Annotated in this window: 26 protein-coding genes and 1 pseudogene; 17 read left to right on the top strand and 10 right to left on the bottom strand. The window is 65.4% G+C overall.

Annotated features, from left to right (window positions below; genetic code table 11):
• The first annotated feature begins 151 nt into the window (after positions 1-151).
• From ffh to ATE64_RS13635, 4 genes and pseudogenes are all read left to right on the top strand, one after another.
• Entirely contained in the window at positions 152-1,612 is a 1,461-nt protein-coding gene (ffh, locus tag ATE64_RS13650) for a signal recognition particle protein (protein WP_058455032.1), read from the top strand.
• Between the two features lie 40 nt (positions 1,613-1,652).
• Positions 1,653-2,123 (top strand): annotated as a pseudogene (rpsP, locus tag ATE64_RS13645) (30S ribosomal protein S16); the annotation flags it as partial.
• Positions 2,124-2,345: 222 nt separating this feature from the next.
• Entirely contained in the window at positions 2,346-2,855 is a 510-nt protein-coding gene (gene rimM, locus ATE64_RS13640) for a ribosome maturation factor RimM (RefSeq protein ID WP_058455034.1), read from the top strand.
• 160 nt (positions 2,856-3,015) lie between these two features.
• Entirely contained in the window at positions 3,016-4,530 is a 1,515-nt protein-coding gene (locus ATE64_RS13635) for a serine hydrolase domain-containing protein (RefSeq protein WP_058455035.1), read from the top strand.
• A 54-nt stretch (positions 4,531-4,584) separates the two neighbouring features.
• Here the strand turns inward: ATE64_RS13635 and ATE64_RS13630 are convergent, their stop codons facing one another.
• Positions 4,585-4,806, bottom strand: a complete 222-nt coding sequence (locus ATE64_RS13630) for a hypothetical protein (protein WP_058455036.1) — start codon at positions 4,804-4,806, stop codon at positions 4,585-4,587.
• A gap of 100 nt (positions 4,807-4,906) precedes the next feature.
• Between ATE64_RS13630 and ATE64_RS13625 the strand changes: the two genes are divergently transcribed.
• The 7 genes from ATE64_RS13625 (at position 4,907) to ATE64_RS13595 (ending at position 10,231) form a co-directional block, all read left to right on the top strand.
• On the top strand, positions 4,907-5,824 hold the full coding sequence (locus ATE64_RS13625) for a LysR substrate-binding domain-containing protein (protein ID WP_058455037.1): 918 nt from the start codon (positions 4,907-4,909) through the stop codon (positions 5,822-5,824).
• Entirely contained in the window at positions 5,821-6,558 is a 738-nt protein-coding gene (gene trmD, locus ATE64_RS13620; RefSeq protein WP_058455137.1) for a tRNA (guanosine(37)-N1)-methyltransferase TrmD, read from the top strand. Before ATE64_RS13625 ends, trmD begins: the two co-directional genes overlap by 4 nt.
• Before the next feature lie 5 nt (positions 6,559-6,563).
• Entirely contained in the window at positions 6,564-6,941 is a 378-nt protein-coding gene (rplS, locus tag ATE64_RS13615) for a 50S ribosomal protein L19 (protein WP_058455038.1), read from the top strand.
• 113 nt (positions 6,942-7,054) lie between these two features.
• The gene (locus tag ATE64_RS13610) at positions 7,055-7,648 is read left to right on the top strand and encodes a DUF1287 domain-containing protein (protein WP_058455039.1); all 594 of its coding nucleotides are present in this window, start codon (positions 7,055-7,057) and stop codon (positions 7,646-7,648) included.
• Positions 7,649-7,694: 46 nt separating this feature from the next.
• Positions 7,695-8,720, top strand: coding sequence for an aspartate-semialdehyde dehydrogenase (locus ATE64_RS13605; protein ID WP_058455040.1), 1,026 nt, complete (start codon positions 7,695-7,697; stop codon positions 8,718-8,720).
• 40 nt (positions 8,721-8,760) lie between these two features.
• Positions 8,761-9,573, top strand: a complete 813-nt coding sequence (locus ATE64_RS13600; protein WP_231729085.1) for an arginine deiminase family protein — start codon at positions 8,761-8,763, stop codon at positions 9,571-9,573.
• A gap of 49 nt (positions 9,574-9,622) precedes the next feature.
• Entirely contained in the window at positions 9,623-10,231 is a 609-nt protein-coding gene (locus ATE64_RS13595; RefSeq protein ID WP_058455041.1) for a hypothetical protein, read from the top strand.
• Positions 10,232-10,519: 288 nt separating this feature from the next.
• Here ATE64_RS13595 and ATE64_RS13590 read toward each other — a convergent pair whose 3' ends face one another.
• The 3 genes from ATE64_RS13590 to ATE64_RS13580 are packed head-to-tail and all read right to left on the bottom strand — an operon-like array spanning position 10,520 to position 13,654.
• Positions 10,520-12,103 (bottom strand): DHA2 family efflux MFS transporter permease subunit, encoded by a 1,584-nt coding sequence (locus ATE64_RS13590; protein ID WP_058455042.1) that lies wholly within the window; start codon positions 12,101-12,103, stop codon positions 10,520-10,522.
• Between the two features lie 4 nt (positions 12,104-12,107).
• On the bottom strand, positions 12,108-13,214 hold the full coding sequence (locus ATE64_RS13585) for an HlyD family secretion protein (RefSeq protein ID WP_058455043.1): 1,107 nt from the start codon (positions 13,212-13,214) through the stop codon (positions 12,108-12,110).
• Positions 13,214-13,654 carry a MarR family transcriptional regulator gene (locus ATE64_RS13580; RefSeq protein ID WP_058455044.1) on the bottom strand — a complete coding sequence of 147 codons (441 nt, stop codon included), beginning with the start codon at positions 13,652-13,654 and terminating at the stop codon, positions 13,214-13,216. Before ATE64_RS13580 ends, ATE64_RS13585 begins: the two co-directional genes overlap by 1 nt.
• Positions 13,655-13,781: 127 nt before the next feature.
• On the opposite strand from ATE64_RS13580, the gene ATE64_RS13575 reads away from it, so the two are divergent.
• From ATE64_RS13575 to ATE64_RS13565, 3 genes are all read left to right on the top strand, one after another.
• Entirely contained in the window at positions 13,782-14,429 is a 648-nt protein-coding gene (locus tag ATE64_RS13575; RefSeq protein ID WP_058455045.1) for a 2-hydroxychromene-2-carboxylate isomerase, read from the top strand.
• Positions 14,430-14,471: 42 nt separating this feature from the next.
• Positions 14,472-15,224, top strand: a complete 753-nt coding sequence (locus ATE64_RS13570; RefSeq protein WP_058455046.1) for an alpha/beta hydrolase — start codon at positions 14,472-14,474, stop codon at positions 15,222-15,224.
• 73 nt (positions 15,225-15,297) lie between these two features.
• Positions 15,298-17,121 carry a M2 family metallopeptidase gene (locus tag ATE64_RS13565; RefSeq protein WP_058455047.1) on the top strand — a complete coding sequence of 608 codons (1,824 nt, stop codon included), beginning with the start codon at positions 15,298-15,300 and terminating at the stop codon, positions 17,119-17,121.
• Between the two features lie 50 nt (positions 17,122-17,171).
• Here ATE64_RS13565 and ATE64_RS13560 read toward each other — a convergent pair whose 3' ends face one another.
• Positions 17,172-17,498 carry a metalloregulator ArsR/SmtB family transcription factor gene (locus tag ATE64_RS13560; protein ID WP_058455048.1) on the bottom strand — a complete coding sequence of 109 codons (327 nt, stop codon included), beginning with the start codon at positions 17,496-17,498 and terminating at the stop codon, positions 17,172-17,174.
• A gap of 48 nt (positions 17,499-17,546) precedes the next feature.
• Here ATE64_RS13560 and ATE64_RS13555 point away from each other — a divergent pair, with 48 nt between their 5' ends.
• A complete protein-coding gene (locus tag ATE64_RS13555) occupies positions 17,547-18,029 on the top strand; it encodes an SRPBCC family protein (protein WP_058455049.1) in 483 nt (160 codons plus the stop codon).
• Positions 18,030-18,158: 129 nt separating this feature from the next.
• On the opposite strand, the gene ATE64_RS13550 is transcribed toward ATE64_RS13555, so the two are convergent.
• The gene (locus tag ATE64_RS13550) at positions 18,159-18,596 is read right to left on the bottom strand and encodes a helix-turn-helix domain-containing protein (RefSeq protein ID WP_156416521.1); all 438 of its coding nucleotides are present in this window, start codon (positions 18,594-18,596) and stop codon (positions 18,159-18,161) included.
• A 72-nt stretch (positions 18,597-18,668) separates the two neighbouring features.
• Between ATE64_RS13550 and ATE64_RS13545 the strand changes: the two genes are divergently transcribed.
• Positions 18,669-19,472, top strand: a complete 804-nt coding sequence (locus ATE64_RS13545) for an SDR family oxidoreductase (RefSeq protein WP_167541769.1) — start codon at positions 18,669-18,671, stop codon at positions 19,470-19,472.
• 791 nt (positions 19,473-20,263) lie between these two features.
• On the opposite strand, the gene ATE64_RS13535 is transcribed toward ATE64_RS13545, so the two are convergent.
• The 3 genes from ATE64_RS13535 to ATE64_RS13525 all read right to left on the bottom strand — a co-directional run bounded on the left by ATE64_RS13535 (position 20,264) and on the right by ATE64_RS13525 (position 23,097).
• Entirely contained in the window at positions 20,264-21,025 is a 762-nt protein-coding gene (locus ATE64_RS13535) for an SDR family NAD(P)-dependent oxidoreductase (protein WP_058455052.1), read from the bottom strand.
• Between the two features lie 28 nt (positions 21,026-21,053).
• On the bottom strand, positions 21,054-22,541 hold the full coding sequence (locus ATE64_RS13530) for an AMP nucleosidase (RefSeq protein ID WP_058455053.1): 1,488 nt from the start codon (positions 22,539-22,541) through the stop codon (positions 21,054-21,056).
• A 73-nt stretch (positions 22,542-22,614) separates the two neighbouring features.
• On the bottom strand, positions 22,615-23,097 hold the full coding sequence (locus ATE64_RS13525) for a peroxiredoxin (protein WP_058455054.1): 483 nt from the start codon (positions 23,095-23,097) through the stop codon (positions 22,615-22,617).
• Between the two features lie 137 nt (positions 23,098-23,234).
• Here ATE64_RS13525 and ATE64_RS13520 point away from each other — a divergent pair, with 137 nt between their 5' ends.
• The gene (locus tag ATE64_RS13520) at positions 23,235-23,798 is read left to right on the top strand and encodes a YqgE/AlgH family protein (RefSeq protein ID WP_058455140.1); all 564 of its coding nucleotides are present in this window, start codon (positions 23,235-23,237) and stop codon (positions 23,796-23,798) included.
• A gap of 3 nt (positions 23,799-23,801) precedes the next feature.
• Here ATE64_RS13520 and ATE64_RS13515 read toward each other — a convergent pair whose 3' ends face one another.
• Complete coding sequence (locus ATE64_RS13515) at positions 23,802-24,197, bottom strand: hypothetical protein (protein ID WP_058455055.1); 396 nt, start codon at positions 24,195-24,197, stop codon at positions 23,802-23,804.
• Positions 24,198-24,493: the final 296 nt, after the last annotated feature.

Raw genomic sequence — 24,493 nt, 5'->3', positions numbered from 1 at the left:
TGCGTAATGGCGCCCCGTTCGGACGCATCTTGCGGACGGGCAGATACGACATCCGCGACGGAAAACACTGTCCACGGATACCGCTGGTTGGCGAGGTTTCGCTCACCGGCGTGTTTTGCGTTGCGGTCGTCAGAAAGGGTTTTTTAGGCGCATGTTCGACAGTCTGAGCAATCGGCTTGGCGATGTTTTCGGAAAGCTCCGCGGTCGCGGCGCGCTGACCGAGGCCGACGTGCGCGCGGCGATGCGCGAAGTGCGAATCGCCCTGCTCGAAGCCGACGTCGCGCTGCCCGTCGTGCGCAGCTTCGTCGATCAGGTCACAGACCTCGCGATCGGCCAGAATGTCCTCCGCTCGGTGACCCCGGGGCAGCAGGTGGTCAAGATCGTCAGCGACGCGCTGACCGAAATGCTCGGCTCCGAAACCGCCGAGCTCGAAATCGCCGTCACCCCGCCCGCCGTCATCATGATGGTCGGCCTTCAGGGCTCGGGCAAGACGACGACGACCGCGAAGATCGCCAAGCGGTTGAAGGACAAGGAGCGCAAGAAGGTGTTGATGGCGTCGCTCGACGTCAACCGCCCCGCCGCGCAGGAACAGCTCGCCGTCCTCGGCAGCCAGATCGACGTCGCGACGCTCCCGATCGTCGCCGGCCAGCAGCCGGTCGAGATCGCCCGGCGCGCGCTGCAGGCGGCGAAGCTGCAGGGCTATGATGTCCTGATGCTCGACACCGCGGGCCGCCTCCACGTCGACCAGCAGTTGATGGACGAGATGCAGGCGGTGTCGCGCACGGCGAACCCGACCGAGACGCTACTCGTCGTCGACAGCCTGACCGGTCAGGACGCGGTACAGGTCGCGCAGCGCTTCACCGATCAGGTGCCGCTGACCGGCGTCGTGCTCACCCGTATGGACGGCGATGCGCGCGGCGGTGCCGCGCTGTCGATGCGCGCGGTCACCGGCAAGCCGATCAAGTTCGCGGGCACGGGCGAAAAGCTCGACGGGCTCGAACTCTTCCAGCCCTCGCGTATCGCGGGCCGCATCCTCGGCATGGGCGACGTCGTCAGCCTTGTCGAACGCGCCGCCGAGACGATCCAGGCCGAAGAGGCCGAGGCGATGGCGAAGAAGATGGCGAAGGGTCAGTTCGACCTCGACGATCTTCGCACACAATTGAACCAGATGCGCCGCATGGGCGGCCTCGGCGCGCTCGCCGGCATGATCCCCGGCCTCAAGAAGGCGCAGGCGGCGATGGCGGAGAGCGGCGCCAACGACAAGATGCTGATTCACTTCGATGCGATCATGAGCTCGATGACCCCCAAGGAACGTGCGAAGCCGGAGATCATCACCGCGAAGCGCAAGATCCGCATCGCGAACGGGTCGGGGACGACGGTGCAGCAGGTGAACCGGGTGCTGAAGATGCATCAGGAAATGTCCACCGCAATGAAGAAGATCCGCAAGATGGGCGGCCTGAAAGGGCTCGGCGCGCTGTTCGGCAAGGGCGGCGGCATCCCCGGCATGGGTGGCGGCGGCATGGGCGGCGGCGGTGGCCTCGGCGGGCTGCCCGGGCTCGGCGGCGGGGCGATCCCGCCCGACCTCGCCAATCTGATCAACAAGAAGAAATGATTTCGACCAACTCTACTATTTGAACGTAAAGGAAAATATCATGGCTACCTCCATTCGCCTTTCGCGCGGCGGTTCGAAAAAGCGCCCCTATTACAAGATCGTCGTCGCCGATTCGCGCAGCCCGCGCGACGGCCGCTTCATCGAGCGTCTCGGCAGCTACAACCCGCTGCTCGCCAAGGACAATCCGGAGCGCGTGAAGCTCGACGCCGAGCGCGCCGCGCATTGGCTGAGCGTCGGTGCGCAGCCGACCGACCGCGTTGCCCGCTTCCTCGACGCCGCCGGCGTCAAGGAACGCGCCGCTCGTAACAACCCGAAGAAGGCCGAACCCGGCGAAAAGGCCAAGGAACGCGCCGAAGAGAAGGCCGCGAAGATCGCTGAGGCCGAAGAAGCTGCAGCCGCTGCCGCCGCCGCTCCGGCGCCGGAACCCGAAGTCGAAGCGCCGGCCGCTGAAGAAGTCGCTGCCGACGAAGTTGTTGCCGAAGAAGCCGCTGCTCCCGAAGCTGCTGAATCGGATGCGACCGGTTCGGTGAAGAGCGAAGAAACCGCCGAAGCGGTGGCCGACGCCGTCGCCGAAGAAGTCCCGGCCGACGCTACCGCCGACGACGCGACCGCGATTGCCGAGGAAGTCGCCGAAGGCGGCCCGGTGGCCGAAGAAGCTGCGGCCGAAGAAGCTCCGGCTGCCGAAGAAGCGCCCGCTGAAGAAGCCGGCGAAGAAAAGGCCGAAGGCTAAGCCTTGGCCGACGCAAACCGCCCCGTCACCCTCGCCGCCATCGCCGGCGCGCATGGGGTGCGGGGCGAGGTGCGACTCAAGCTATTTGGCGAAGGCGCAGAGGCTCTCCGCGCCTTTTCCGTTTTCGACGCGGGCGGGCGGAAACTGACGCTCAAGTCGGTGCGTCCCGCGAACCAGGGTGCGGTCGCGATCTTTGCCGAAGTGCGCGACCGCAGCGCGGCCGAAGCCTTGCGCGGCACGGTGCTGACCGTGCCGCGCTCGGCGCTGCCGCCGCTCGGGCCGGGCGAATATTATCATCACGATCTGGTCGGCCTACCGTGCGTCTCGACCGATGGCAGCGCCATCGGCCATGTCGCTGCGGTCGAGAATTTCGGTGCCGGCGACATCCTCGAAATCGAGAAACCGGCCGAGCCCGGCAAGAAGCCCGTCCGGTTCATGGTGCCGATGAACGCGCAGGCGGTTCCGGCATGGACCGACGACGGCGTGACCGTCGACGCGGCGTTCGTCGAGTAACGGGCGCTCCCTTATTGCTCGTCACCCCGGACCTGTTCCGGGATCCATTTTCCGGCGCTGGCGGCAATGGACCCCGGATCAAGTCCGGGGCGACGAAGGAGTATGATTGTCGACGGTCTCACCCGCTGTTAGCCTGACCGGGATTTGCCAGGGAGGGACTATGCGCTGGGAAACAGGCTTCGCTTTTGCTCTCATATTTGCGGGCGCGGTTCCCGCCACGGGGCAGGAAGGCGGGCCCAAGACCCTCGACCAGCTCGCTCCCGAAATCGATGCGCTCTTCGCGAAATTCCAGGCTGACCAGCACGTCCCCGGCCTCGTCTATGGCGTCGTGAAGGACGGCAAGCTCGCCTATGTGAAGGGCGTCGGCGTCCAGAATATCGACGACAAGCGGCCCGTCACCCCCGACAGCCTGTTCCGTATCGCCTCGATGACCAAGGCCTTCACCGCGCTGTCGATCCTGAAGCTGCGCGACGACGGCAAGCTGCGGCTCGACGATCTCGCCGAGGACTATATCCCCGAGATGAAGGGCTGGACCTACCCGACGAGGGACAGTCCGCGCATCCGCATCCGCGATCTGCTCCAGCATGTCGGCGGTTTCGTCACCGACGACCCCTGGGGCGACCGCCAGCAGGTGCTGCCGCAAGACGAATTCACCAAGATGATCGCGGCGGGCGTGCCGTTCAGCCGCGTACCGCAGAGCCAACATGAATATTCGAACTTCGGCTACGCCTTGCTCGGCCGGATCGTGTCGAAGGCGTCGGGCATGGCGTACACCGACTATGTCCGGCAGACGATCCTGACCCCGCTCGGCATGACGAGCAGCGGTTATGACGCGCCGCAGGCCCCGAAAGCGCGCTATGCGCTCGGCTATCGCTGGGAGAATGAGCGCTGGACCGCCGAGCCCGAGATGGTCGACGGCGCGTTCAACGCCATGGGCGGGCTGCAGGTCAGCGCGCGGGATTATGCGAAATGGGTCGCCTTCCTGCTCTCGGCCTGGCCCGCGCGCGACGATCCCGATCGCGGGCCGGTCAAGCGGTCGACGGTGCGCGAGATTGCGCAGGGGCTCAATTTCGTCGCGGTCACGAACCGCATCGGGTCGAGCGGCGGAACTGCGTGCAAGCTGGCGACGGCCTATGGCATGGGGTGGCGCGTCGCGCAGGACTGCGACCTCGGCCTCACCCTCGCGCATGGCGGTGGCTATCCGGGATATGGCAGCCATGTGATGCTGATGCCCGATCATGGCGTCGGCGTCTTCGCGCTCTCGAACCGCACCTATGCAGGGCCGTCGGCGCCCGCGTGGGACACGGCCGTCGCGATGCACAAGGCGGGGTTGCTCGAGGTTCGCGCGGTGGCGGTTTCGCCGGCGGTTGCGGGCCTCTATGCTTTGTCGAAGGCGGCTTATGCGGCGGGGAACCTGGGCCCTCTTCGGGGCAGGTTGGCGATGAATTTCCTGATGGACCGCTCGGCGGAGAATTGGACGGCCGAATTCGCGCGATTGAAGGCGGAGGTCGGCGAATGCCCGGCGGACGAGCCGTTGGCGCCGACGGGCGCGATGTCGACGGCGTTTCGCCTCAAGTGCACGAAGGGCAAGCTCGACGGACAGTTGCTGCTGGCGCCGACCCGGCCGGCGACGGTCCAGGCGCTGCGCTTTCGTGTCGTCAGGGACGCGCCCTGATATTTGGGCCTGCCGCCCCGTTGCAAGGGGGGTGGGGCGGCAGGCCTGCGCCGCTCAGCGGCGTTTCGTGACGCGCGCCGGCACCGCCCGCTTCGCGAGGCGGCGCGCCGGGACGGCGCAGTCGAAATAGGAATCTTCGCCCGGCGCATGGATCGGGGTGACAAGGTCCACGAACGCGCGGAACCTGGCGCCGAGCCATTTGATCGCGCGATCGATATCGGCGCTCATCCGTTCGTGGCCGTGTACCCAGCCGCGCATGAAATGCTCTTCCATCATGGCCTGTCTCCTGTCTTGGCCCCCTTCAAATGCGCCTGACGAGACGGCAAAGCCAACAAAAGCTTTGCTGGATATCATAAGTAGAGCTTATATATCGCCGATGTCGAAACTTCCGCCCCTTGCCGCCGTTCGTGCCTTCGAGGCGGCCGCACGCCTGCAGAATTTCTCGCGCGCCGGTGAGGAACTCGGGATGACGCAGGCCGCGATAAGCTATCAAATCCGCCAATTGGAGCAGCGGCTCGGCCGTGCGCTGTTCGTGCGGGAGAAGGGACGGGTGCGCCTTTCCGAAACCGGGCAGCGGCTGTTGCCGACAATAAGCGGAGCTTTCGCCGCGATGGGTGACGCCTTCGCCGCGATCAGCAGCGACGATGCGGAGGTGCTGACGATCAGCGCCGCGATCACGCTCGGCGGCACCTGGCTTAGCGCGCGGATCGGCCGCTTCCAGCTTCGCTACCCCGACCTTGCCGTCCGGTTGCTGATGTCGAACGACCTCGTCGATTTTGACGCGACCAGTGTCGACGTCGCGCTGCGCACCGGCAACGGTCACTGGCCGGGGCTGCGCACCGACTTTCTGTTCCGCAGCCATGTGACCCCGATCTGTTCGCCGGTGTTTCTTGATGCGAACCATATCGCGACGCCCGCCGACCTGCTGCGCGCCGAGCGTTTGGCGCCCAACGATCCCTGGTGGGCGGGCTGGCTGGCACAGGCGGGCATCGGCACGCCCCCGCCGCCGCGCCGCGGGATCGAACTCGACAGCCAGTTGCAGGAAGCGATCGCGGTGCAGGGCGGCTTCGGCATCGCGCTGATGACCCCGCTCTACTGGCGGACCGAGCTCGAGACGGGGCGGCTCGTGCGGCCGTTCGAGACCATTTACGAGCCCGGCACCGGCAATTTCCTCGTCCACCGCGACAATCGGGTGGGGGTGCGCAAGATCGAGCGCTTCCGCGAATGGCTGCACGAGGAGCTGGAGATGGATCGCCAGATGATCCCCGAGCCGCTATGGGAGCCGCTGCCATGAGTTTCGCCGCCGTTCCCCTGACGCTTTATCCCGACATGTTCCCCGGTCCGCTGGGGCACAGTATGGCGGGACGCGCACTCGAAAGCGGCATTTGGTCGTGCGCGCCCGTGCAGATCCGCGACTTCGCCACCGACAAGCATCGCACCGTCGACGACACCCCCGCGGGGGGAGGTGCGGGGATGGTGCTCAAGGCCGATGTGCTGGCGGCGGCGGTCGATCACGCGAGCGCGGCGCACCCGGACCTCCCGATCCTCGCCATGACGCCGCGCGGAATGCCGGTGACCCAGGCCCGCGTGCGCGAGATTGCGGCAGGGCCGGGTGCGATCATCCTGTGCGGTCGGTTCGAGGGATTCGACGAGCGCCTCTTCGATGCCAGGCCGATCGAACAATTGTCGATGGGCGACATCATCCTGTCGGGCGGCGAGATGGGGGCGCTGTTGCTGCTCGACGCTTGCATTCGGCTGCTTCCCGGCGTAATGGGCGCGGCTTCAAGTGGTGATGACGAATCGTTTGAAAACGGTTTGCTCGAATATCCCCACTATACCCGACCTGCCATATGGGAAGGGCGCACGATCCCCGAAGTGCTGCGATCGGGGGATCATGCGAAGATCGATGCCTGGCGGAAACGTCAGGCGGAGACGGATACTCGGTTACGCAGGCCGGACCTTTGGGAGCGTCATGTCGATGCTCGGGACCGACCTGCCTCTGGCGCGCGGCGAAAGAATAAGGACTAGAGGACATGAACCTCATCCAGACGATCGAAGCCGAAGAAATTGCCAAGGCCGGCAAGACGATCCCCGAATTCCGCCCCGGCGACACGCTGAAGGTCGGCGTGAAGGTGGTCGAAGGCGAACGCACCCGCGTCCAGAATTTCGAGGGCGTGTGCATCGCGCGCTCGAACAAGGGCATGGGCTCCAACTTCACCGTGCGCAAAATGTCGTTCGGCGAAGGTGTCGAGCGCGTCTTCCCGCTCTATTCGCCGAACATCGACAGCATTACCGTCGTCCGCAAGGGCGCCGTGCGCCGCGCGAAGCTTTACTATCTGCGTGGTCGCACTGGTAAATCGGCGCGTATTGCGGAACGCCGCGATTACCGGTCGGAAGCCGGCGAAGGCTAAGGAGAGCTTCTCTCACCCAAAGCCGAAACAGCTTTCAAAAACGACCGGTTCCGCCAACAGGCAGAGCCGGTCGTTTTCATTTGGGCGAAACGAATTTGCTGCAGCCGTCCCCCTTGTTCCAACCGACACGGCGCGCCTTCCTCGGCGCGGCGCTCGCGCTCGGCTTTTCGGGAAATGCGACGGCTGCAACCGATGCGCAGCGGCTCGTTGCGGCGGCGCGCAGGCAGATCGGTGTCACGCTGCGCTATGATCCCGCCTATACGGTGCTCGCCTTCCCGAACGGCGATGTCGAGCGGGTGAAGGGTGTTTGCACCGATGTGGTGATCCGCGCCTTTCGCGACGCGCTCGCGCTCGACCTGCAGGCCCTTGTAAACGCCGACATGCGCGCCAATTTCGGGGCCTATCCGAAGAATTGGGGTCTCGGCCGCCCCGACCGCAATATCGATCATCGCCGCGTTCCCAACCTTGTAACCTTCTGGCGGCGGCAGAAGGCGGCGGTGCCGGTCACCGATGCTGGGGACGACTGGCGTCCGGGCGACATCTTCACGCAAATGGTCGGCGGGCGCCTGCCGCATACCGGGATCGTGTCGGACAGGAAGAATACCACCGGCACGCCGCTGGTGATCCACAATATCGGCGGCGGTGCCCGCGAGGAGGATGCGCTGTTCGCGCATCCGCTGACCGGCCACTTCCGCTGGAAAGTTTAAGCCTACCCAATGTTTTCAACCGAGTTCTACGCTGAGGAGTGAGTAAATGGGTTATCGTATCGTTGTCGCCGGCGCGACGGGCAATGTCGGGCGCGAAGTGCTCGCCATCCTGGCCGAGCGTGAATTCCCGATTGCCGAACTGGCCGCGGTCGCATCGTCGCGCAGCCAGGGCGACGAGATCGAGATCGGCGATACCGGCAAGACCGTCAAATGCCAGAATATCGAGAATTTCGACTGGACCGGCTGGGACATGGCGATTTTCGCGATCGGCAGCGACGCGACCGCGATCCATGCGCCCAAGGCCGCCGCGGCGGGCTGCGTCGTGATCGACAACTCGTCGCTCTATCGCATGGACCCCGACGTGCCGCTGATCGTGCCCGAGGTGAACCCCGACGCGATCGACGGCTATGTGAAGCGCAACATCATCGCGAACCCCAATTGCTCGACCGCACAGATGGTCGTCGCGCTGAAGCCGCTGCACGATGCCGCGAAGATCAAGCGCGTCGTCGTTGCGACCTATCAGTCGGTGTCGGGCGCGGGCAAGTCGGGCATGGACGAGCTTTGGAACCAGACGCGCCAGATCTTCGTCGGCGACGAAAAGGACGTGCAGAAATTCACCAAGCAGATCGCCTTCAACGTCATCCCGCATATCGACAAGTTCCTCGACGACGGGTCGACCAAGGAAGAGTGGAAGATGGTCGCCGAAACCAAGAAGATCCTCGACCCGAAGATCAAGGTCACCGCGACCTGCGTCCGCGTGCCGGTGTTCGTCGGCCACTCCGAGGCGATCAACATCGAGATGGAGGATGAACTGTCGGCCGAGGACGCGCAGCGCATCCTCCGCGAAGCGCCGGGCGTGATGCTCGTCGATAAGCGCGAGGATGGCGGATACATCACCCCCGTCGAGTGCGTCGGCGACTATGCGACCTTCGTCAGCCGCGTGCGCGACGACAGCACCGTCGACAATGGCCTCAATCTCTGGTGCGTCAGCGACAATCTCCGCAAGGGTGCGGCGCTGAACGCGGTCCAGATCGCCGAACTGCTAGGCCGCCGGCACCTGAAAAAGGGCTGAGGCCGATCCTCCCCATGGCTGCGCCACAGGGAGGATGGTCGTGGCGGTGGCACGGCGTTCGGGCTATGCCCCTCGCATGACCAGCCCCTTCGCCTTCACCCACGCGCTCTGCCGCGCCCCGGCGCCGTCTGCCGTGAACGGCATCCGCGCCGGTGGTGGTCCCGACCCCGATTTCGCCATGCTCGTCGCCGAGCATGGCGCCTATGTCGCGGCGCTCCGTGATCTCGGCCTGATGGTCGACGTCCTCCCGCCGCTCGACGACTTTCCCGACGCGCTGTTCACCGAAGACGTCGCGCTGACCTTTCCTGGAGGCGCGATCCTGCTCCGCCCCGGAGCGGAAGCCCGCGCGGGCGAGGTGGCGCATATCCGCGAAGCGATGGCGGTGCGGCATCCGGTCCTGCTCGAAATGACCGTCGGGCATGTCGAGGGCGGCGACGTGCTGCGGCTCGCCGATCGGGTGATCATCGGCCTCTCCGACCGGACCGACCGCGCCGGCGCCGAGGAACTGGCGGGGCTGCTCGCTGAGCTCGGCTACCGCGCCGAGGTTGCAGAAACCCCCAAAAGCGTCCTGCATTTCAAGACCGGCTGCAGCCTGATCGACGAGCGGACCGTGCTTACGGTCCCCGCGATGCGCGACTGCCCCGAATTCGCCGGGTTGGAAGTCGTGGTCACCCCGCCTGGCGAAGAGGGCGCCGCGAACATCCTGCGCGTTCGCGACACGGTGCTGATCGGCGAGCGCTGGACGGCGACGCAGGCGATGCTCGCCGCGCGGGGGGTGCCGTATCGCACCATGGCGACCGACCATGTCGCGCGGCTCGATGCGGGGCTGAGCTGTATGTCGCTGCGCTGGTAATCGCGCGCGGCGGTGGCATAAGGATCGGGACGCGAAACAGGAGGCGGTGATGCGGGCATGGACGGGCTTGGTGATGCTGGGACTGCTCGCGGCGTGCAAGCCTGCCGACAAGCCCCCTGCCGACGAGACGGCCGTGCCCTCGGCGCCGCCGGTGCCCGAGGCGAAGGCCGACGGTCCCGCTGCCGCCACGACCGCAGTCGCGCTCGACGCCGAGGGGCTGCGGTTCATCGACAAGGCCAGCGGCAAGGCGAGCCTCCTTGCTTTCGGCGTTCCGCGCGAGCAGGCCGAAAAGGCGCTCGCGAACGTCGCGGGCAGGGCCGACGATCGCAGCGACAACAATGAATGCGGCGCCGGGCCGATGGCGTTCACGCGCTTCGACGCGATGACGCTCAATTTCCAGGACGGCAAGTTCGTCGGCTGGTTTCTCGGCAACGAAAAGGGCGCGAAGGATTATTCGACGGCGAGCGGGATCGGCATCGGGACGACGCGAGCCAAGGCGAAGCAATCGGTCACGATCACCGATATCGAGGACAGCACGCTCGGCGAGGAGTTCAGCATCGGCACCGGTGACACGGTCGTCGGCGGCATGTTCGCCGAGCCCGGCGACGCGGCCAAGGTCGACGCGCTGTTCGCGGGCGTGAACTGCTTCTTCCGCTGACGACCGTTATGTGCCCTTCGCTCCTCCCTGTGGCGCAGCCATGGGGAGGTGGCAGCGCGAAGCGCTGACGGAGGGGCAATACCGCCGCCGTTGCGGCCCCTCCACCACCGCCTTCGGCGGCGGTCCCCCTCCCCATCGCTGCGCGACAGCGAGGATCGCTCCATCATCGTCATCCCGGACTTGATCCGGGATCCACGGCGGCGGCGAAGTCATGGACCCCGGATCAAGTCCGGGGTGACGAATGAGGATCAGCGAACGACCGCTCCTCACCCCAAAGCAGCCACTACCCTAATGCCCCATGTCGGCCATTGATGCCTTCGGTCCACCCGGTTTCGGCGGCCGCAGCAACAGCACCAGCGGCACCGCGGCGAGCGTCACCCACATCATCAGCCAGAAATCGTCGATATAGGCGACCATCGCCGCCTGCCGGTTGATCTCGGCATTGACCATCGCCATCGCGGTGTCGCCGACGATACCGAAGCGGTCGGCGGTCGAGGCGTCGAGCATGCTCGTCGAGCTGTTGGTGACATGGCTGACAAGGTCTTCGTGGCTGCGCTGGATATTGGCGCCGAGCAGCGTCGTGACCACCGAGATACCGACCGACGCACCGATGCTGCGCAGCAGATTGAGCAGGCTTGACCCGTCGGTGCGGTACTGCGGCGGGATCGTCGCAAAAGCCATGGTGTTGAGCGGGATGAAGACCAGCCCCATGCCGATACCCTGGACGAGGCCGCTGACGATCACCGGCCGCATCCCCATCTCCAGCGACCAGTGGCTCATCTGCCAGAGCGACAGCGCCGCGATGGCGAGGCCGGTGCCGACCATCCAGCGCGCGTCGACCTTGCCGAGCAGTTGGCCCGCGACCCACATGCTCATCAGGATGCCGATCCCGCGGACGGCGAGCACCCAGCCGGTGTCGATCACCGGCCAACCGAACAGATTCTGGAGCATCGGCGGCAGCAGCGCCATCGAGGCGAACATCACGATGCCGATCACGACCATGAAGCCCATCGCGGTGACAAGGTTGCGGTCTGCCATCATCTGCCGGTTGAAGAGAGTGTCGCGGCTGGTGCAAAGATGGACGACGAACATCCACAGGCACGCGATCGCGACCGCCATCTCGATCCAGATCTCGCGGCTGTCGAACCAGTCGAGATGCGCGCCGCGGTCGAGCATCAGCTGGAGCGCCGAAAGACCGAGCGCCAGCATGGAAAAGCCGAACAGGTCGAACCGGCGGTCGCGCCTCCGCGTCGCGGGAAGCAAAGCCCACATCATCGCAAGCGTCAGCAGCCCGACGGGCAGGTTGACGTAGAATACCCAGCGCCAGTTGACCGACTCGGTCAGCCAGCCGCCCAGGATCGGCCCCAGGATCGGTCCGATCATGATCCCCATGCCCCAGATCGACATCGCGCGCGCCTGTTTCTCGGGCGGGTTGATGTCGAGCATCACCGACTGCGAGAGCGGGCCGATGAAGGCCGCGCTGATCCCCTGCAGGAAGCGGAAGGCGACCATCTGTTCGAGCGACTGCGCCGCGCCGCAGGCCATCGACGCGACGATGAACCCCGCTATGGCGCCAAGGAACAACTCGCGGCGGCCGATGCGATCGGCAAGCCAGCCGGTGATCGGCATCGCGACCGCCGATGCCAGGATATAGCTCGTCAGCACCCAGGTCACCGTTTCGCTCGTCGCGCCGAGCGCCGATTGCATGTGCGGGATGGCGACGTTGGCGATCGTCGTGTCGAGAATCTGCATGATCGACGCGCCCATGACCGCGACGGTCAGCAGGCCGCGAAAGCGGACCTGCTGATGCAGCGGGATCGCATCGTCGACCGCCGTGGCTGGCGACCGGCGGAGAAAGGCGCGGCTCGCCACGGCCTTACTTGTCGGTGAAGACTTTGACGTCGGCCGACAGCCCGGCGATCATGTCGCGCGAGGGCTTTTCGTCGAAGGCGATCCGCACCGGCACGCGCTGTGTCACCTTGACCCAGTTGCCGGTCGCATTCTGCGCCGGAAGCACGGAGAATTCGCTGCCCGTGCCCGCGCCGATCGTCAGGACATGGCCGCGCACCTTGAGCCCCGGATAGGCGTCGAAGCTGATTTCGGCGCGCTGGCCGACGCGCATGTTCGCAAGGTCGGTTTCCTTGAAGTTCGCCTCGACCCAGGGGTGCAGCGTGTCGACGATCGTCACGGCGGGCAGGCCTTGCACCATCATCTGGCCGACCAATAGCCGGTCGGACTGCGCGATACGCCCCGCGCTCGGTGCACGGACTTCGGTGCGGCCGAGATTGACCTCGGCCTGCGAACGCTGGACCTTCGCCGCCTCGACCTGCGGATTGATCCCGTTCGCGCCGGTAGCGAGCTTCGAGCGCGCCTCGGCGGCGTCGGCGCGGGCTTGCGCCAGCGCGGCGCGTGCCTGTTCGACCGCATGTTTCGAGGCGTCATAGGCGGCCTTGGTCGTGAAGCCCTTCTCCATCAGCGCAGCCTGGCGCGCGAAGTTCGACTGGGCGAACGCGACACCTTCTTCGGCCGCCTTGATATCGACCCCCGTGGTGGCGAGGCTCGCCGACAGGTTGCCGACATCGACGTTGGCGGCGTCGATCGCGGCATTCGCCTGCGCGACACTCAGCGCATAGGGTTCGCCGTCGATGCGGAACAGCAATTGCCCCCGCTGCACCATCTGGCCGTCCTTGACCGCGACCTCGGTGATCCGGCCGCCGACTTCGGCGGCGATCGAGACCTTGTCCATCTGGACATAGGCATTGTCGGTCGACACCGATCCGCCGCTCGTCAGCCAATACCAACCGCCTGCGGCCAGCAAAACGGCGGGCAGGGCGAACATCAGCAGGCGAGCGCGCCAGCTCGGCCCGGGCTTGCCTGCGGCGGCAGTGGCCGCCTGCGCCGGAGGCGGCACCGGGTCGGCCTTGGGTGCGCGCGCCGGCGCGGCGTCTTCGGCCTTGGTGCGGGAAGGGGAGAGCTGGTCCATTATGCGGTCTCTCTTAGGCATTCGCGGCGGGAGAGGTTGGCGCGCACCTTTTCGACGAGCGTCACGAGCTGGTCGACTTCGGCGGCGCTCAATCCTTCGGTGGCTTCTTCGGTGAGTTTTTCGGCGATCGGACGCATCGCGCCTAGCATGTCGCCGGCGCGCGCCGTCAGATAAAGGCGCCACGCGCGGCGGTCGGTGGGATCGGCCCGCCGCTCGACGAGCCCCGCTTCGGCGAGCCGGTCGACCATCCGCGAGAGGGTGATCGGCTCGACCTCGATCAGTTCGGCGAGCGGGCCCTGCCTTATGCCCTCGTGGCGCTTCAGATAGGTGATCATGCGCCATTGCAGTGCGGTGATGCCGGTGTCACGCGTGCGTGCGTCGAAGGCGCGACGGAACAGCCGCGCACTGTCGTTGAGCAGATAACCGATCGTCTCACTCATGGCAGCGGATATAATAGCAATTGCTACTATATTCAATCCTGATGTGTCGTCAGAGGGAAATATCTGATTTGGTGTTAAATTCCTTTACAATGCTTGCGCTGGGGCGCTTTTTGGGCAGGATAAGGGTATGACTCTGACTGCCGACCTCTTCTGGTCCTTTCGCTCGCCCTACAGCTATCTCGCCATCGGCCGCTACCGCGCGCTGGCGGCGAGCCATGACCTGTCGATCAACCTGCGCCCGGTTTATCCGCTTGCGATCCGCCAGCCCGACTTTTTCGAACGCAATCACCCCAACTGGCTGAGCTACACGATGCGCGACATGATCCGCGTCGCGCAATTCCACGGCATTCCCTTCGGACCGCCGCGTCCCGACCCGATCGTGCAGAATGTGATGACACGCGAGATCGCAGCCGAGCAGCCCTATATCTATCGTCTGACGCGATTGGGGCAGGCTGCGTCGCGGCGCGGCCGGAGCCTGGGCTTCTGTCACGAAGTGGCTCAGCTCATCTGGGGCGGGGCGCAGGACTGGCACCTTGGCGATCATCTCGCGGGCGCGGCGCGGCGCGCGGGGCTCAGCCTCGCCGAACTCGACGCCGAGGCGGAGGCCGATGCCGAGGCGCTCGACAACGAGATCGCGGCGAACCAGGTCGCGCTCGAGATCGCGGGCCATTGGGGCGTGCCGACCTTGGTGTTCGATGGCGAGCCTTTCTTCGGCCAGGACCGGATCGAGATGGCAAAGTGGCGCATGGAGCAGAAGGGCTTGCAGCCGCGCTGATCGGCCTTGCCCAACCCATCGCCGAGGGGGCATAGGCCGCGCATGAGCATCGAACCCCGATTTTTCGTGGCGCGCGACGGCGTGCGGCTGGCGTGGCGCGAGATGGGGGAGGGGCGCCCGCTGGTGCTGCTCCACGGCCTGTTTTCGAACGCCGAGGTCAACTGGATCAAGTTCGGCACCGCCGCGCGGATCGCCGCGGCGGGGTTTCGCGTCGTGATGCCCGACCTGCGCGTCCACGGATCGAGCGACGCGCCGCACGAACCCGAACATTATCCGCCCGATGTGCTCGTGCATGATCTGGAAGATCTGACCGGGCATCTTGGCGTCTCCGATTTCGACCTCGGCGGCTTTTCGTTGGGCGCACGCACGAGTACCCGTGCCGTGGTTGCCGGGATGAAACCGCGCAAGCTGATCCTCGGCGGCATGGGCCTTGCGGGGCTTGCCGGGTGGTCACAGCGCGGGCAATTCTTCCAGCGCGTGATCGCCGACTATGAAACCGCGAAGCGCGGCGACGACACGTGGATGTCGATCCAGTTCATGAAGACGATGAAGATCGACCGCGTTGCGGCGCGCCTGCTCCTGGACAGCTTCACCGATACCACCCCCGACATGCTCGCGGCGCTGACGATGCCGACCTTGCTCGTTTGCGGCGAGCAGGATCAGGATAATGGGTCGGCCGGGGAACTGGCGGCGGTGCTGCCCGACGCGACGCTCAGCATCATCCCCGGCACGCATATGTCGAGCGTCACGCAGCCCGAGATGGGCGCGGCGATGGTTGCCTTCCTGATGGCTTGACCCTGCCCGCGGGCCGGTCCAGATTGCCGCCATCGCGCCCGAGAGCGCATCAGAATATCCAGAGGACGCCCCCATGAAAGCCATTATTTCAACGCTGTCGCTTGCCCTGTCGCTCGCGGCGGCAACCCCCGCCTTTGCACAAGCCGCTCCTGCCGCCCCCACGGCTGCGGATGCCGATGCCTTCGTCGCCGCGGTCGAAAAGGACCTGTTCGACTATACCGTCGAGAGCAGCCAAGTGAACTGGGTCAACGCGACCTATATCACCGAGGATACCGACGCGATGGCATCGCGGATCAACGCGGTCGGCACCGAAAAGTCGGTCAAATATGCGCTCGAAGCCGCCAAATATGCCGGCGTGGCGGGGCTCAGCGCCGACACGAAGCGCAAGCTCGATATCCTGCGTACCGGCATTGTCCTGCCCGCACCGACGACGCCGGGCGCGGCGACCGAACTCAACACGATCGCGACCGACCTGCAGTCGCAATATGGCAAGGGCCGCGGGACGCTGAACGGCAAGGAAATCTCGGGCTCGGACATCGAAGCCGAGATGGGCAATCTCAAGAACACGCCCGCCCAGTTCGCCGAAATGTGGACGAGCTGGCACGACCAGGTCGGCGCGCCGATGAAGGACGACTATGTCAAGATGGTCGGCATCGCGAATGCGGGCGCGAAGGAGCTGGGCTTCGCCGACACCGGCGCGATGTGGCGATCGGGTTACGACATGCCGCCCGAAGAATTCGCCAAGCTGACCGAAAAGATCTGGCAGGATATGAAGCCGCTGTACGTGGCGCTGCACACCTATGTCCGCTGGAAACTCAACGAGAAATATGGCGACGCGGTGCAGCCGAAAACCGGCCCGATCCGCGCCGACCTGCTCGGCAATATGTGGGCGCAGGAATGGGGCAATATCTACCCGCTCGTCGCGCCTCCCGGCACCGGCGACCTTGGCTATGACATCGGCGACCTGCTGACCGAAAAGGGTAAGGGGCCGCTCGACATGGTCAAGGCGGGCGAGAATTTCTATTCGTCGCTGGGGATGGCGCCGCTGCCCGACACCTTCTGGAAGCGCAGCCAGTTCCTGAAGCCCGCCGACCGCGAAGTCGTGTGCCACGCCTCGGCGTGGGACGTCGACAACAAGGACGATCTGCGCATCAAGATGTGCATCAAGGTGAACGCCGACGACTTCATCACGATCCACCACGAGCTCGGTCACAACTACTACCAGCGCGCCTATAACAAGCAGCCGTTCCTCTATTTGAACGGCGCAAACGATGGCTTCCACGAAGCGATCGGCGATTTCGTCGCGCTGTCGATCACGCCGCAATATCTGGTCGACATCGGCCTGCTCGACAAATCGAAGGTGCCGAGCGCCGACAAGGACATCGGCCTGCTGCTGCGGCAGGCGATGGACAAGGTCGCCTTCCTGCCCTTCGGCCTGCTCGTCGACCGCTGGCGCTGGGGCGTCTTCGACGGCTCGATCAAACCCGCCGACTACAACAAGGCGTGGACCGACCTGCGGCTGCAATATCAGGGCATCGTCCCGCCGGGTGAGCGGCCGGCGAACGCATTCGACGCGGGCGCGAAGTACCACATCCCCGGCAACACGCCCTACACGCGCTATTTCCTGGCGCGCGTGCTGCAGTTCCAATTCTATCAGGCGGCGTGCAAGCAGGCGGGCTGGAAGGGGCCGCTCCACCGCTGCTCCTTCTACGGCAACAAGGAAGTCGGCGCGAAGCTGAATGCGATGCTCGAAATGGGCGCGTCGAAGCCGTGGCCCGACGCGCTGCAGGCCTTCACCGGCAGCCGCGAAATGTCGGGCAAGGCGATGGCCGCCTATTTCGCACCGCTCAAGAAGTGGCTCGACGAGCAGAACAAGGGCAAGCCGTCGGGCTGGTAAGCCGGGTTCGATCGAAATGGAGAGGCCGGGGTGGCGACGCCCCGGCCTTTTTATTGCGCCTCGACCGATTGCTTGAGCCGCGCCAGCCGCACGCTCGCGGCGGCGGCGTGCGGGCCGATCCAGCGATCGTGGATGTCCTGGATCGGCATCGCGTTCAGATGATTCCATCGCTCGCGGCCGCGCCGCTCGGCGATCACCAGCCCCGCGTCCTCCAGCACCTTCAGATGCTGCATCACCGTGCAGCGGTCGATGTCGGCGAAATGGCCGCACAGCGCGCCGGTCGTCAGCGGCTGGTCCTTGAGATCATCGAGGATCTGTCGCCGGATCGGCGAGGCGAGCGCCTTGAAGGTCGCATCGAACTGGTCGTGAATTGACATGTTATATAAATATAACATAAAAGGCTTCGACTCAAGCGGAGAGTGGGTATGGAGCTGAAGTTCAGGGTCGCGGCGCGGATTGCGAAGCCGGTGCACGAGGTGTTCGAGGCGGTCGCCGATCCGGCGCAACTGTCGCATTATTTCACCACCGGCGGCGCCAGGGGGCGGCTGGAGACCGGCGCAACGGTGACGTGGGACTTCCACGACTTTCCCGGAGCCTTTCCCGTCTATGTGATCGAGGTGGTGCCGGATGAGAAGATCGTCCTCGAATGGCAGGCGAGCGAAGGCGAGGCGCACAATGTCGAGGGCAGCGAGCCGAAGGACGCCGATTACCGCACGCGCGTGACGATGAGCTTCAAGGGCCTCGACGACGGCCGCACGCTGGTCGAGATCGCCGAGGAAGGCTGGCGCGAGAACCAGGGCGCGCTAAGCGCCTCCTATGGCAATTGCCAGGGCTGGTCGCAGATGCTCTGCGCGCTCAAGGTATGGATCGAGCACGGCATCAATTTGCGCGAGGGCATGTATCGATAGCGGGGCGATCGGAAGGGGTGAGCGAACCGCCCTTACGTCACCCCGGACTTGATCCGGGGACCATGACTTCAAGGCCGCCAATGGATCCCGGATCAGGTCCGGGATGACGAGAGAAAACACCGTCGCTTTTCAGTCCGGATATTCGAAGCGCAGCGGGCGCGTGCCGAGCGGGGCGCCGGTGTTGGCATCGATCACCACCGGCCGCACCGGTTCGCCGGTTTCGACATCGATCTGGCGCGTCAGCGCGCCCTTGCCATTATATTTGCGTCCCCACGCGCCGATCGCGGCGAGGATCGGCAGGAAGTCGCGGCCCGCTTCGGTCAGCAGATATTCGTCGCGCGGCGGGCGCTGGCTGTAGCGCCTTTTCTCGATCAGCCCCGCGTCGGTCAGCGCCGCCAGTCGCCGCGACAAGATGTTCGGCGCGATGCCGAGGCTGGTGCGCATCTGGTCGTAGCGTGTCAGGCCGCGCTCGATATCGCGCAGGATCAATATGCTCCAGCGATCGCCGACGCGCATCAGCCCACGGTCGACGGGGCAGGTGCCCGAATTATTTTCGTCGATAGCCATTGAAGTCATATGGGGCAGTTACTATCATTTTGCAAGTGACCCGCTGCGGGCCGCCTGCAAAGGAGAATGACGATGACTATCCCCACTGGAACGGCCCTGATCACGGGCGCCTCGACCGGCCTTGGCGCCGTTTATGCCGACCGCCTCGCCAAGCGCGGTCACGACCTGATTCTCGTCGCGCGCAACGGCGCGCAGATGGAAGAACTCGCGGCAAAGCTGCGCGCCGACACCGGCGTGGCGGTCGACGTGATCGCCGCCGATCTGACCAAGGGCGACGATGTGGCGCGGATCGAGCAGCGTCTGCTCGACGACGCGGCGATCACTTTGTTCGTCAACAATGCCGGCATGTCGCTCAACGGCGGCACGCTGGAGAATAGCGCGGCCGAGATCGAAACGATCATCGCGCTCAACATCACCGCCGCAGCGCGGCTTGGCATAGCGGCGGGCAAGGCGTTCGGCGCGCGCGGCAAGGGCGCGATCGTCAACATCGCCTCGGTCCTCGCGCTCGCGCCCGAGACGTTCGAGGGCGTGTACAGTGGCTCGAAGGCGTTTCTGCTCAATCTCAGCCACGCGCTCGCCGCGAACGGCCGCGACAAGGGATTCCATGTTCAGGCGGTTCTACCCGGTGCGACGCGCACCGAAATCTGGGAGCGGTCGGGCAAGGATGTCGATGCTTTTCCCGCCGAGATGGTGATGAGCGCGAGCGACCTCGTCGACGCGGCGCTGCTCGGCCTCGACCGCGGCGAGGAAGTGACGATCCCGCCGCTCGCCGACGAAGGCCAGTGGAAGGATTATTACGCGGCGCGGCTGGCGATGGGCCCCAACCTGTCGAAGCGCGATGTTGCGGCGCGCTACCGCGTGAACGAAGCGGTTTGACTGGACGCGAGGGCGGCGATCAAAAGCCGCCCTCCCAACGTCTCGAACGACGAAAGCTGCCCTAACAATCATCGTCACCCCGGACTTGATCCGGGGTCCATGACTTCAGCGCTGCGGTGGATCCCGGATCAAGTCCGGGATGACGAATGACAGCATACGGCCGATTCCGGACATCAGCCTCCGCGCATGCACTCGCCGACTATAGGCTCAAGTAAACCCTCATCGTAAGCGCCATAATCTTTAAAGGCCTCGCGTTCAGAAGCTTTCTTGACAATGCAGCCGCACAGTTGGAGGCGCGCCGACGAGTTGGGTTCAAGCTTAACCGCCTTCGCTTCGCATGCCTCAATGCGTGCGCTTTCGGTGCTACCCGAAGCGTCTAGGGCCTCAAGCTCACTGTTAGTGCCTGACGCGTTCCAGAGGATCAGTGGGATGCCCACAATTACGAAGAGGAGGCCGAAGCCCTTGGGTGCCTGCGTGCCAATCATGGCTCGGTGATGGCAGATACAGGTAACAAGATGGTAAACTCTGCAGGGTCCGCTTCCCACCCCAAAGCAGGCGCCGCAGTCAAATAGGGCCTTTCCTACATTATCCGCCCGTGCCAGCCTTTGTCAGGCTCTTTCTTCTGGCGGGCAAAAGCGGTCGATCTGTCGGCCGGTGCAAGGCACGCGAGATGCGTTCGGCAGTCCTCCCGGTCCAGAACGGGCGACGCATAAGGCTGAACTTTCCTGAACTTTGGAAATTCGGGCTGCGATGACAAGAGAAGGCGTGAGGCTTGTCCACCCCAATGCGGTCTAGGCATTCCGCGCCATAAGTCCGCCGTCGACCGGGATCACCGCGCCGGTGATATAGCTCGCCGCGGGCAGCGCGAGGCTGAGCGTCATATGCGCGACCTCCTCGGGTTCGCCATAACGGGGGAGTGCGGTGCGGCGCCGCGCGAAGATTGCCTTGTCCTCCTCGGGAACCTTGTCGGTCATGCCGGTGCGGATCGGGCCGGGGCAGATGCAGTTGACCGTGATGCCCTCCTTGCCGAGGTCGACCGCGAGCCCGCGCGTGAGCCCGACGACGCCCGATTTGGCCGCGACATAGGGCGTGTCGCCGGGCGTTGCGCCCAGCCCCTCGGTCGAGGCAATGTTGACGATGCGCGGCGCGTCGCTTTGGCGCAACCACGGCAAGGCGGCGCGGACCATGCGTTGGTGCGCGGTCAGCATCACCGCAAGCGCGCGGTGCCAGATCGCTTCATATTCGTCCTCCGCATCGAGCGGGGCGAAGCTCGAGACGCCGGCGTTGTTGATGAGGATGTCGATGCCGCCGAAATGCGCCGCGACGGCGGCGACGGTCGCCTTGATCGCCTCGCCGTCGGCGACGTCGAGCGCGAAGGCCTTGGCGTTTGGACCGGCTTCGGCGGCGACGGCTTCGCAGGCGGCGAGGTCAAGGTCGGTGACCGCGACCTTCGCGCCTTCGCTCGCGAGCAGCAGCGCGGTGGCGCGGCCCATACCGCTCGCCGCGCCGGTAACGATGGCGACGCGCCCCGCGATGGACCGCGACAGCGTCAACGGAACGGCGGCTCGTTGCCCCCGCCGTTCATCTGAACGGCGGCTCGTTGAATGCGCGCAATTTCCGGCTGTGGAGCTTGGCGCCCTCGTCGCGCATCGTCTCGCACGCGCGAATGCCGATCTGGAGGTGCGCGGCGATCGCTTCCTCGTAGAAGCGGTTGGCCTGCCCGGGCAGCTTGAGCTCTCCGTGGAGCGGCTTATCGCTGACGCAGAGCAGGGTGCCGTAGGGGACGCGGAAGCGATAGCCCTGCGCGGCGATCGTGGCGCTTTCCATGTCGATGCCGATCGCGCGCGACTGCGAGAAGCGGAGCGCGCTGTCGGTGTAGCGCAGCTCCCAGTTGCGGTCGTCGGTGGTGACGACGGTGCCGGTGCGCATGCGCTTCTTGAGGTCGGCGCCGGTGGCGCCCGAGACCGCCTCGGCGGCGCTGGCCAGCGCAACCTGCACTTCGGCGATCGGCGGGATCGGGATGGCGACCGGCAGCACCGCGTCGAGGATATGGTCGTCGCGAAGATAGGCGTGCGCGAGCACATAGTCGCCGATGCGCTGGCTGGGACGGAGGCCGCCGCAGTGGCCGATCATCAGCCACGCTTCGGGGCGCAGCACCGCGAGGTGGTCGCAGATCGTCTTGGCGTTCGACGGGCCGACGCCGATATTGACGAGCGTGATGCCGCCGCCATCGGGCGCGATGAGGTGATAGGCGGGCATCTGGTGCCGCCGCCACGCGCTGTCGGCGACGAGCGCGCTCGCGTTGACGCCCGGCTGGTCGACGTAGAGTCCCGCAGCGCCGGCGAGCGCGGTGTAGCGGCCCTGGCCAACCTGCGCGCCCGCCCAGGCGACGAATTCGTCGACATAGCGGTGATAGTTGGTGAAGAGGATGTAGCGCTGGAAATGCTCGGGCGCGGTGCCGGTGTAGTGGCGGAGGCGCGCGAGGCTGAAATCGGTACGCAGCGCGTCGAACAGCGCGAGCGGTTGCGACGCGGCGGGGTCGGCGCCGAACAGGCCGTCGGCGAGCTCGTCGCCGATGTCGGCGAGCTCGGTGGTCGGGAAGTGGCGCGCGAGTTCGAGCGGGGTGACCCCGCCCATATCCGACCCGTCGCTGGCGTCGAGCACATAGGGGAAGGGGATCTGCTGCCCGGTGCGCGTCACCTCCAGCGTGATGTCGTAGTGGCGCGCGAGCAGGGTCAGCTGATCGCGCAGATAATCGGCGAACAGATCGGGGCGCGTCACCGTGGTTTCGAAGGTGCCGGCGCGCTCGAAGCGACCGAAGGACAGATTATGACCCTTCTGCCCCTCGCGCTGCTCGCCCGTGGTGGTCAGGCGGATCGCCGGATAGTCGAACAGACCCGTCGCGGCGGCGTCGGCCGGGGGTAGCGTGCGATCGTGCACATAGGCGGCGATGGCGGATTTGAGATTGGAAACCGACGTGCGGAACTTGTCCTGAAGTTCGGCAATAATGCCCTCGACGAGAGCGGTAGGGTCGGCGATGTTCTGATTGTTCGATGCGTCTGATGTCATCGCGTCGCTGTTGCACGAAAATGTGACGAAAGGGAAGAGGGCGGCCCAGATTGCTGCGCCGCCCCGAAATTCCTTACAGCTGTTCGAGCATATGGTCGGCGCTCGACACCTTGAATTCGCCGGGCGCTTCGACGTTGAGCTGTTCGACGACGCCGTCATTGACGATCATCGAGAAGCGCTGGCCGCGCTTGCCCATGCCGAAGGCGGTGCCATCCATCGTGAGACCAACCGCATCGGCGAAGGCGCCATTGCCGTCGGCGAGCATCGTGACGGCCTCGCCGGCGCCCGCGCTCTTGCCCCAGGCGCCCATGACGAAGGCGTCGTTGACCGCGGTGCAGACGATTTCGTCGACGCCCTTGGCCTTCAGTTCGTCAGCCTTGTCGACGAAGCCCGGCAGATGCTTCGCCGAGCAGGTCGGGGTAAAGGCGCCGGGGACCGAGAAGAGCGCGACCTTGCGGCCCTTGAAATAGTCGGCGGTCGTCACCTGTTCGGGACCGTTCTCTGTGACCTTGACGAAGGTCGCGTCGGGCAGCTTGTCGCCTGTCTGGATTGTCATCGGGGGCATCCTTTCGTTGGAGGGGATCGTGTCGGACGCGACATTGGCTTGGCGTCGCCCGGAGTCAAGCGCGTCCGGTTCGGACAATTCATGGAAAGGCGCTGGACCCCGCCGCGATGGCGGGGCATGATATCGCCATGGAGAATGCCCCGACCTTCTTCACCGGCCAGTTGCTGCTCGCGCTGCCCGGGATCGGCGACCCCCGCTTCGAACATGCGGTGATTGCGATGATCAGCCATGATGCGGAAGGCGCGATGGGGATCGGTATCGCCGACCCGATCGACGGGATGACCGTCGGCGCGGTACTCGACCAGCTTGAAATCGACCATGACGATCCGCTCGATCAGCCCGTCTATCTCGGCGGGCCGGTCGAAACATCGCGCGGGTTCGTGATCCACAGCCGCGACTGGGGCGGCGAGGGGGCGGTGCAGGTCGCGGGCCGCTGGATGGTGTCGAGCTCGCACGACATATTGCGTGCGATCGGCCAGGGGCGCGGGCCGAAACAATGGATGGTCGCCTTGGGCTATGCGGGCTGGTCGCCGGGACAGCTCGAGGGCGAGATGGTGCGCCACGGCTGGCATGTGACCCCGGGCAGCGACGCGCTGATATTCGAAACGCCGCCCACCAAGCGCTGGCAGGCGGCGTTTGCCGAAGCGGGAGTGGACGCCCGCCTGCTCACCACCGAAGGCGGCGAAGCGTGATCCTCAGCGTGCGAGGGCGAGGAGCGGCTTGCCCTGATTCAGGTGCGACAGCGCGGTGCGCGCCGCCCAGCGCGAATCCATATAGGTGCCATTCGCAAGCTCGACGTCGTAGCGGATATCGCTGGTGATCGCGGCCTTGTAGGCGGTCTGCGCATCGGCGGTCTTGCCGAGCCGAGCATAGGCGGTGCCGAGATTGATCAGCCGCGAGGGATCCTGCGGGTCGATGTCGCTGTGCGTCAGCTTGTCGACCGCGAGCGCATTCTGGCCGGCCTTCAGCTCTTCATAAGCGACCGAAAGCGGAGCGAGACCCTCTTCGTCCGAACCGGTAACGACGATCGATTGTGCCGCGGCAGGGGTCGCGAAAGCGAGCGCGACGAGCGGCAGCAGAAATTTTTTCATTGTCTGTATCTCCCCGAAAACTTTAGCCGATTTTCTCGCTCGCGCCGGGAAAAGTCAATATTTCGGGCTCTATGTAACAGTGCTGTCACAAAGAGGAATTAAGCTAAACGCTAAGGCGCATTGTAAGTCAAGATTTTCAGTATCTTGGCGTCCGGGGCCCGCTGTCACACGGTGGGTCCCCCGGCTGTCACATTTCTGCGCGCGAAAAATTTATTTTCGGCCGTCTCGCATTTCGGGGCGCCGAGTCGTGCGCAACGCGCGCGGGTACCGCAGCGCGCAAGTTCGCTCCCGCTCCG

Source organism: Sphingopyxis sp. H073, from assembly GCF_001468395.1.
In the GTDB taxonomy this organism is placed as follows: Bacteria; Pseudomonadota; Alphaproteobacteria; order Sphingomonadales; family Sphingomonadaceae; genus Sphingopyxis.
Note: the sequence above shows the minus strand (reverse complement) of the source record. Positions and strands in the feature narration are given on the sequence as shown.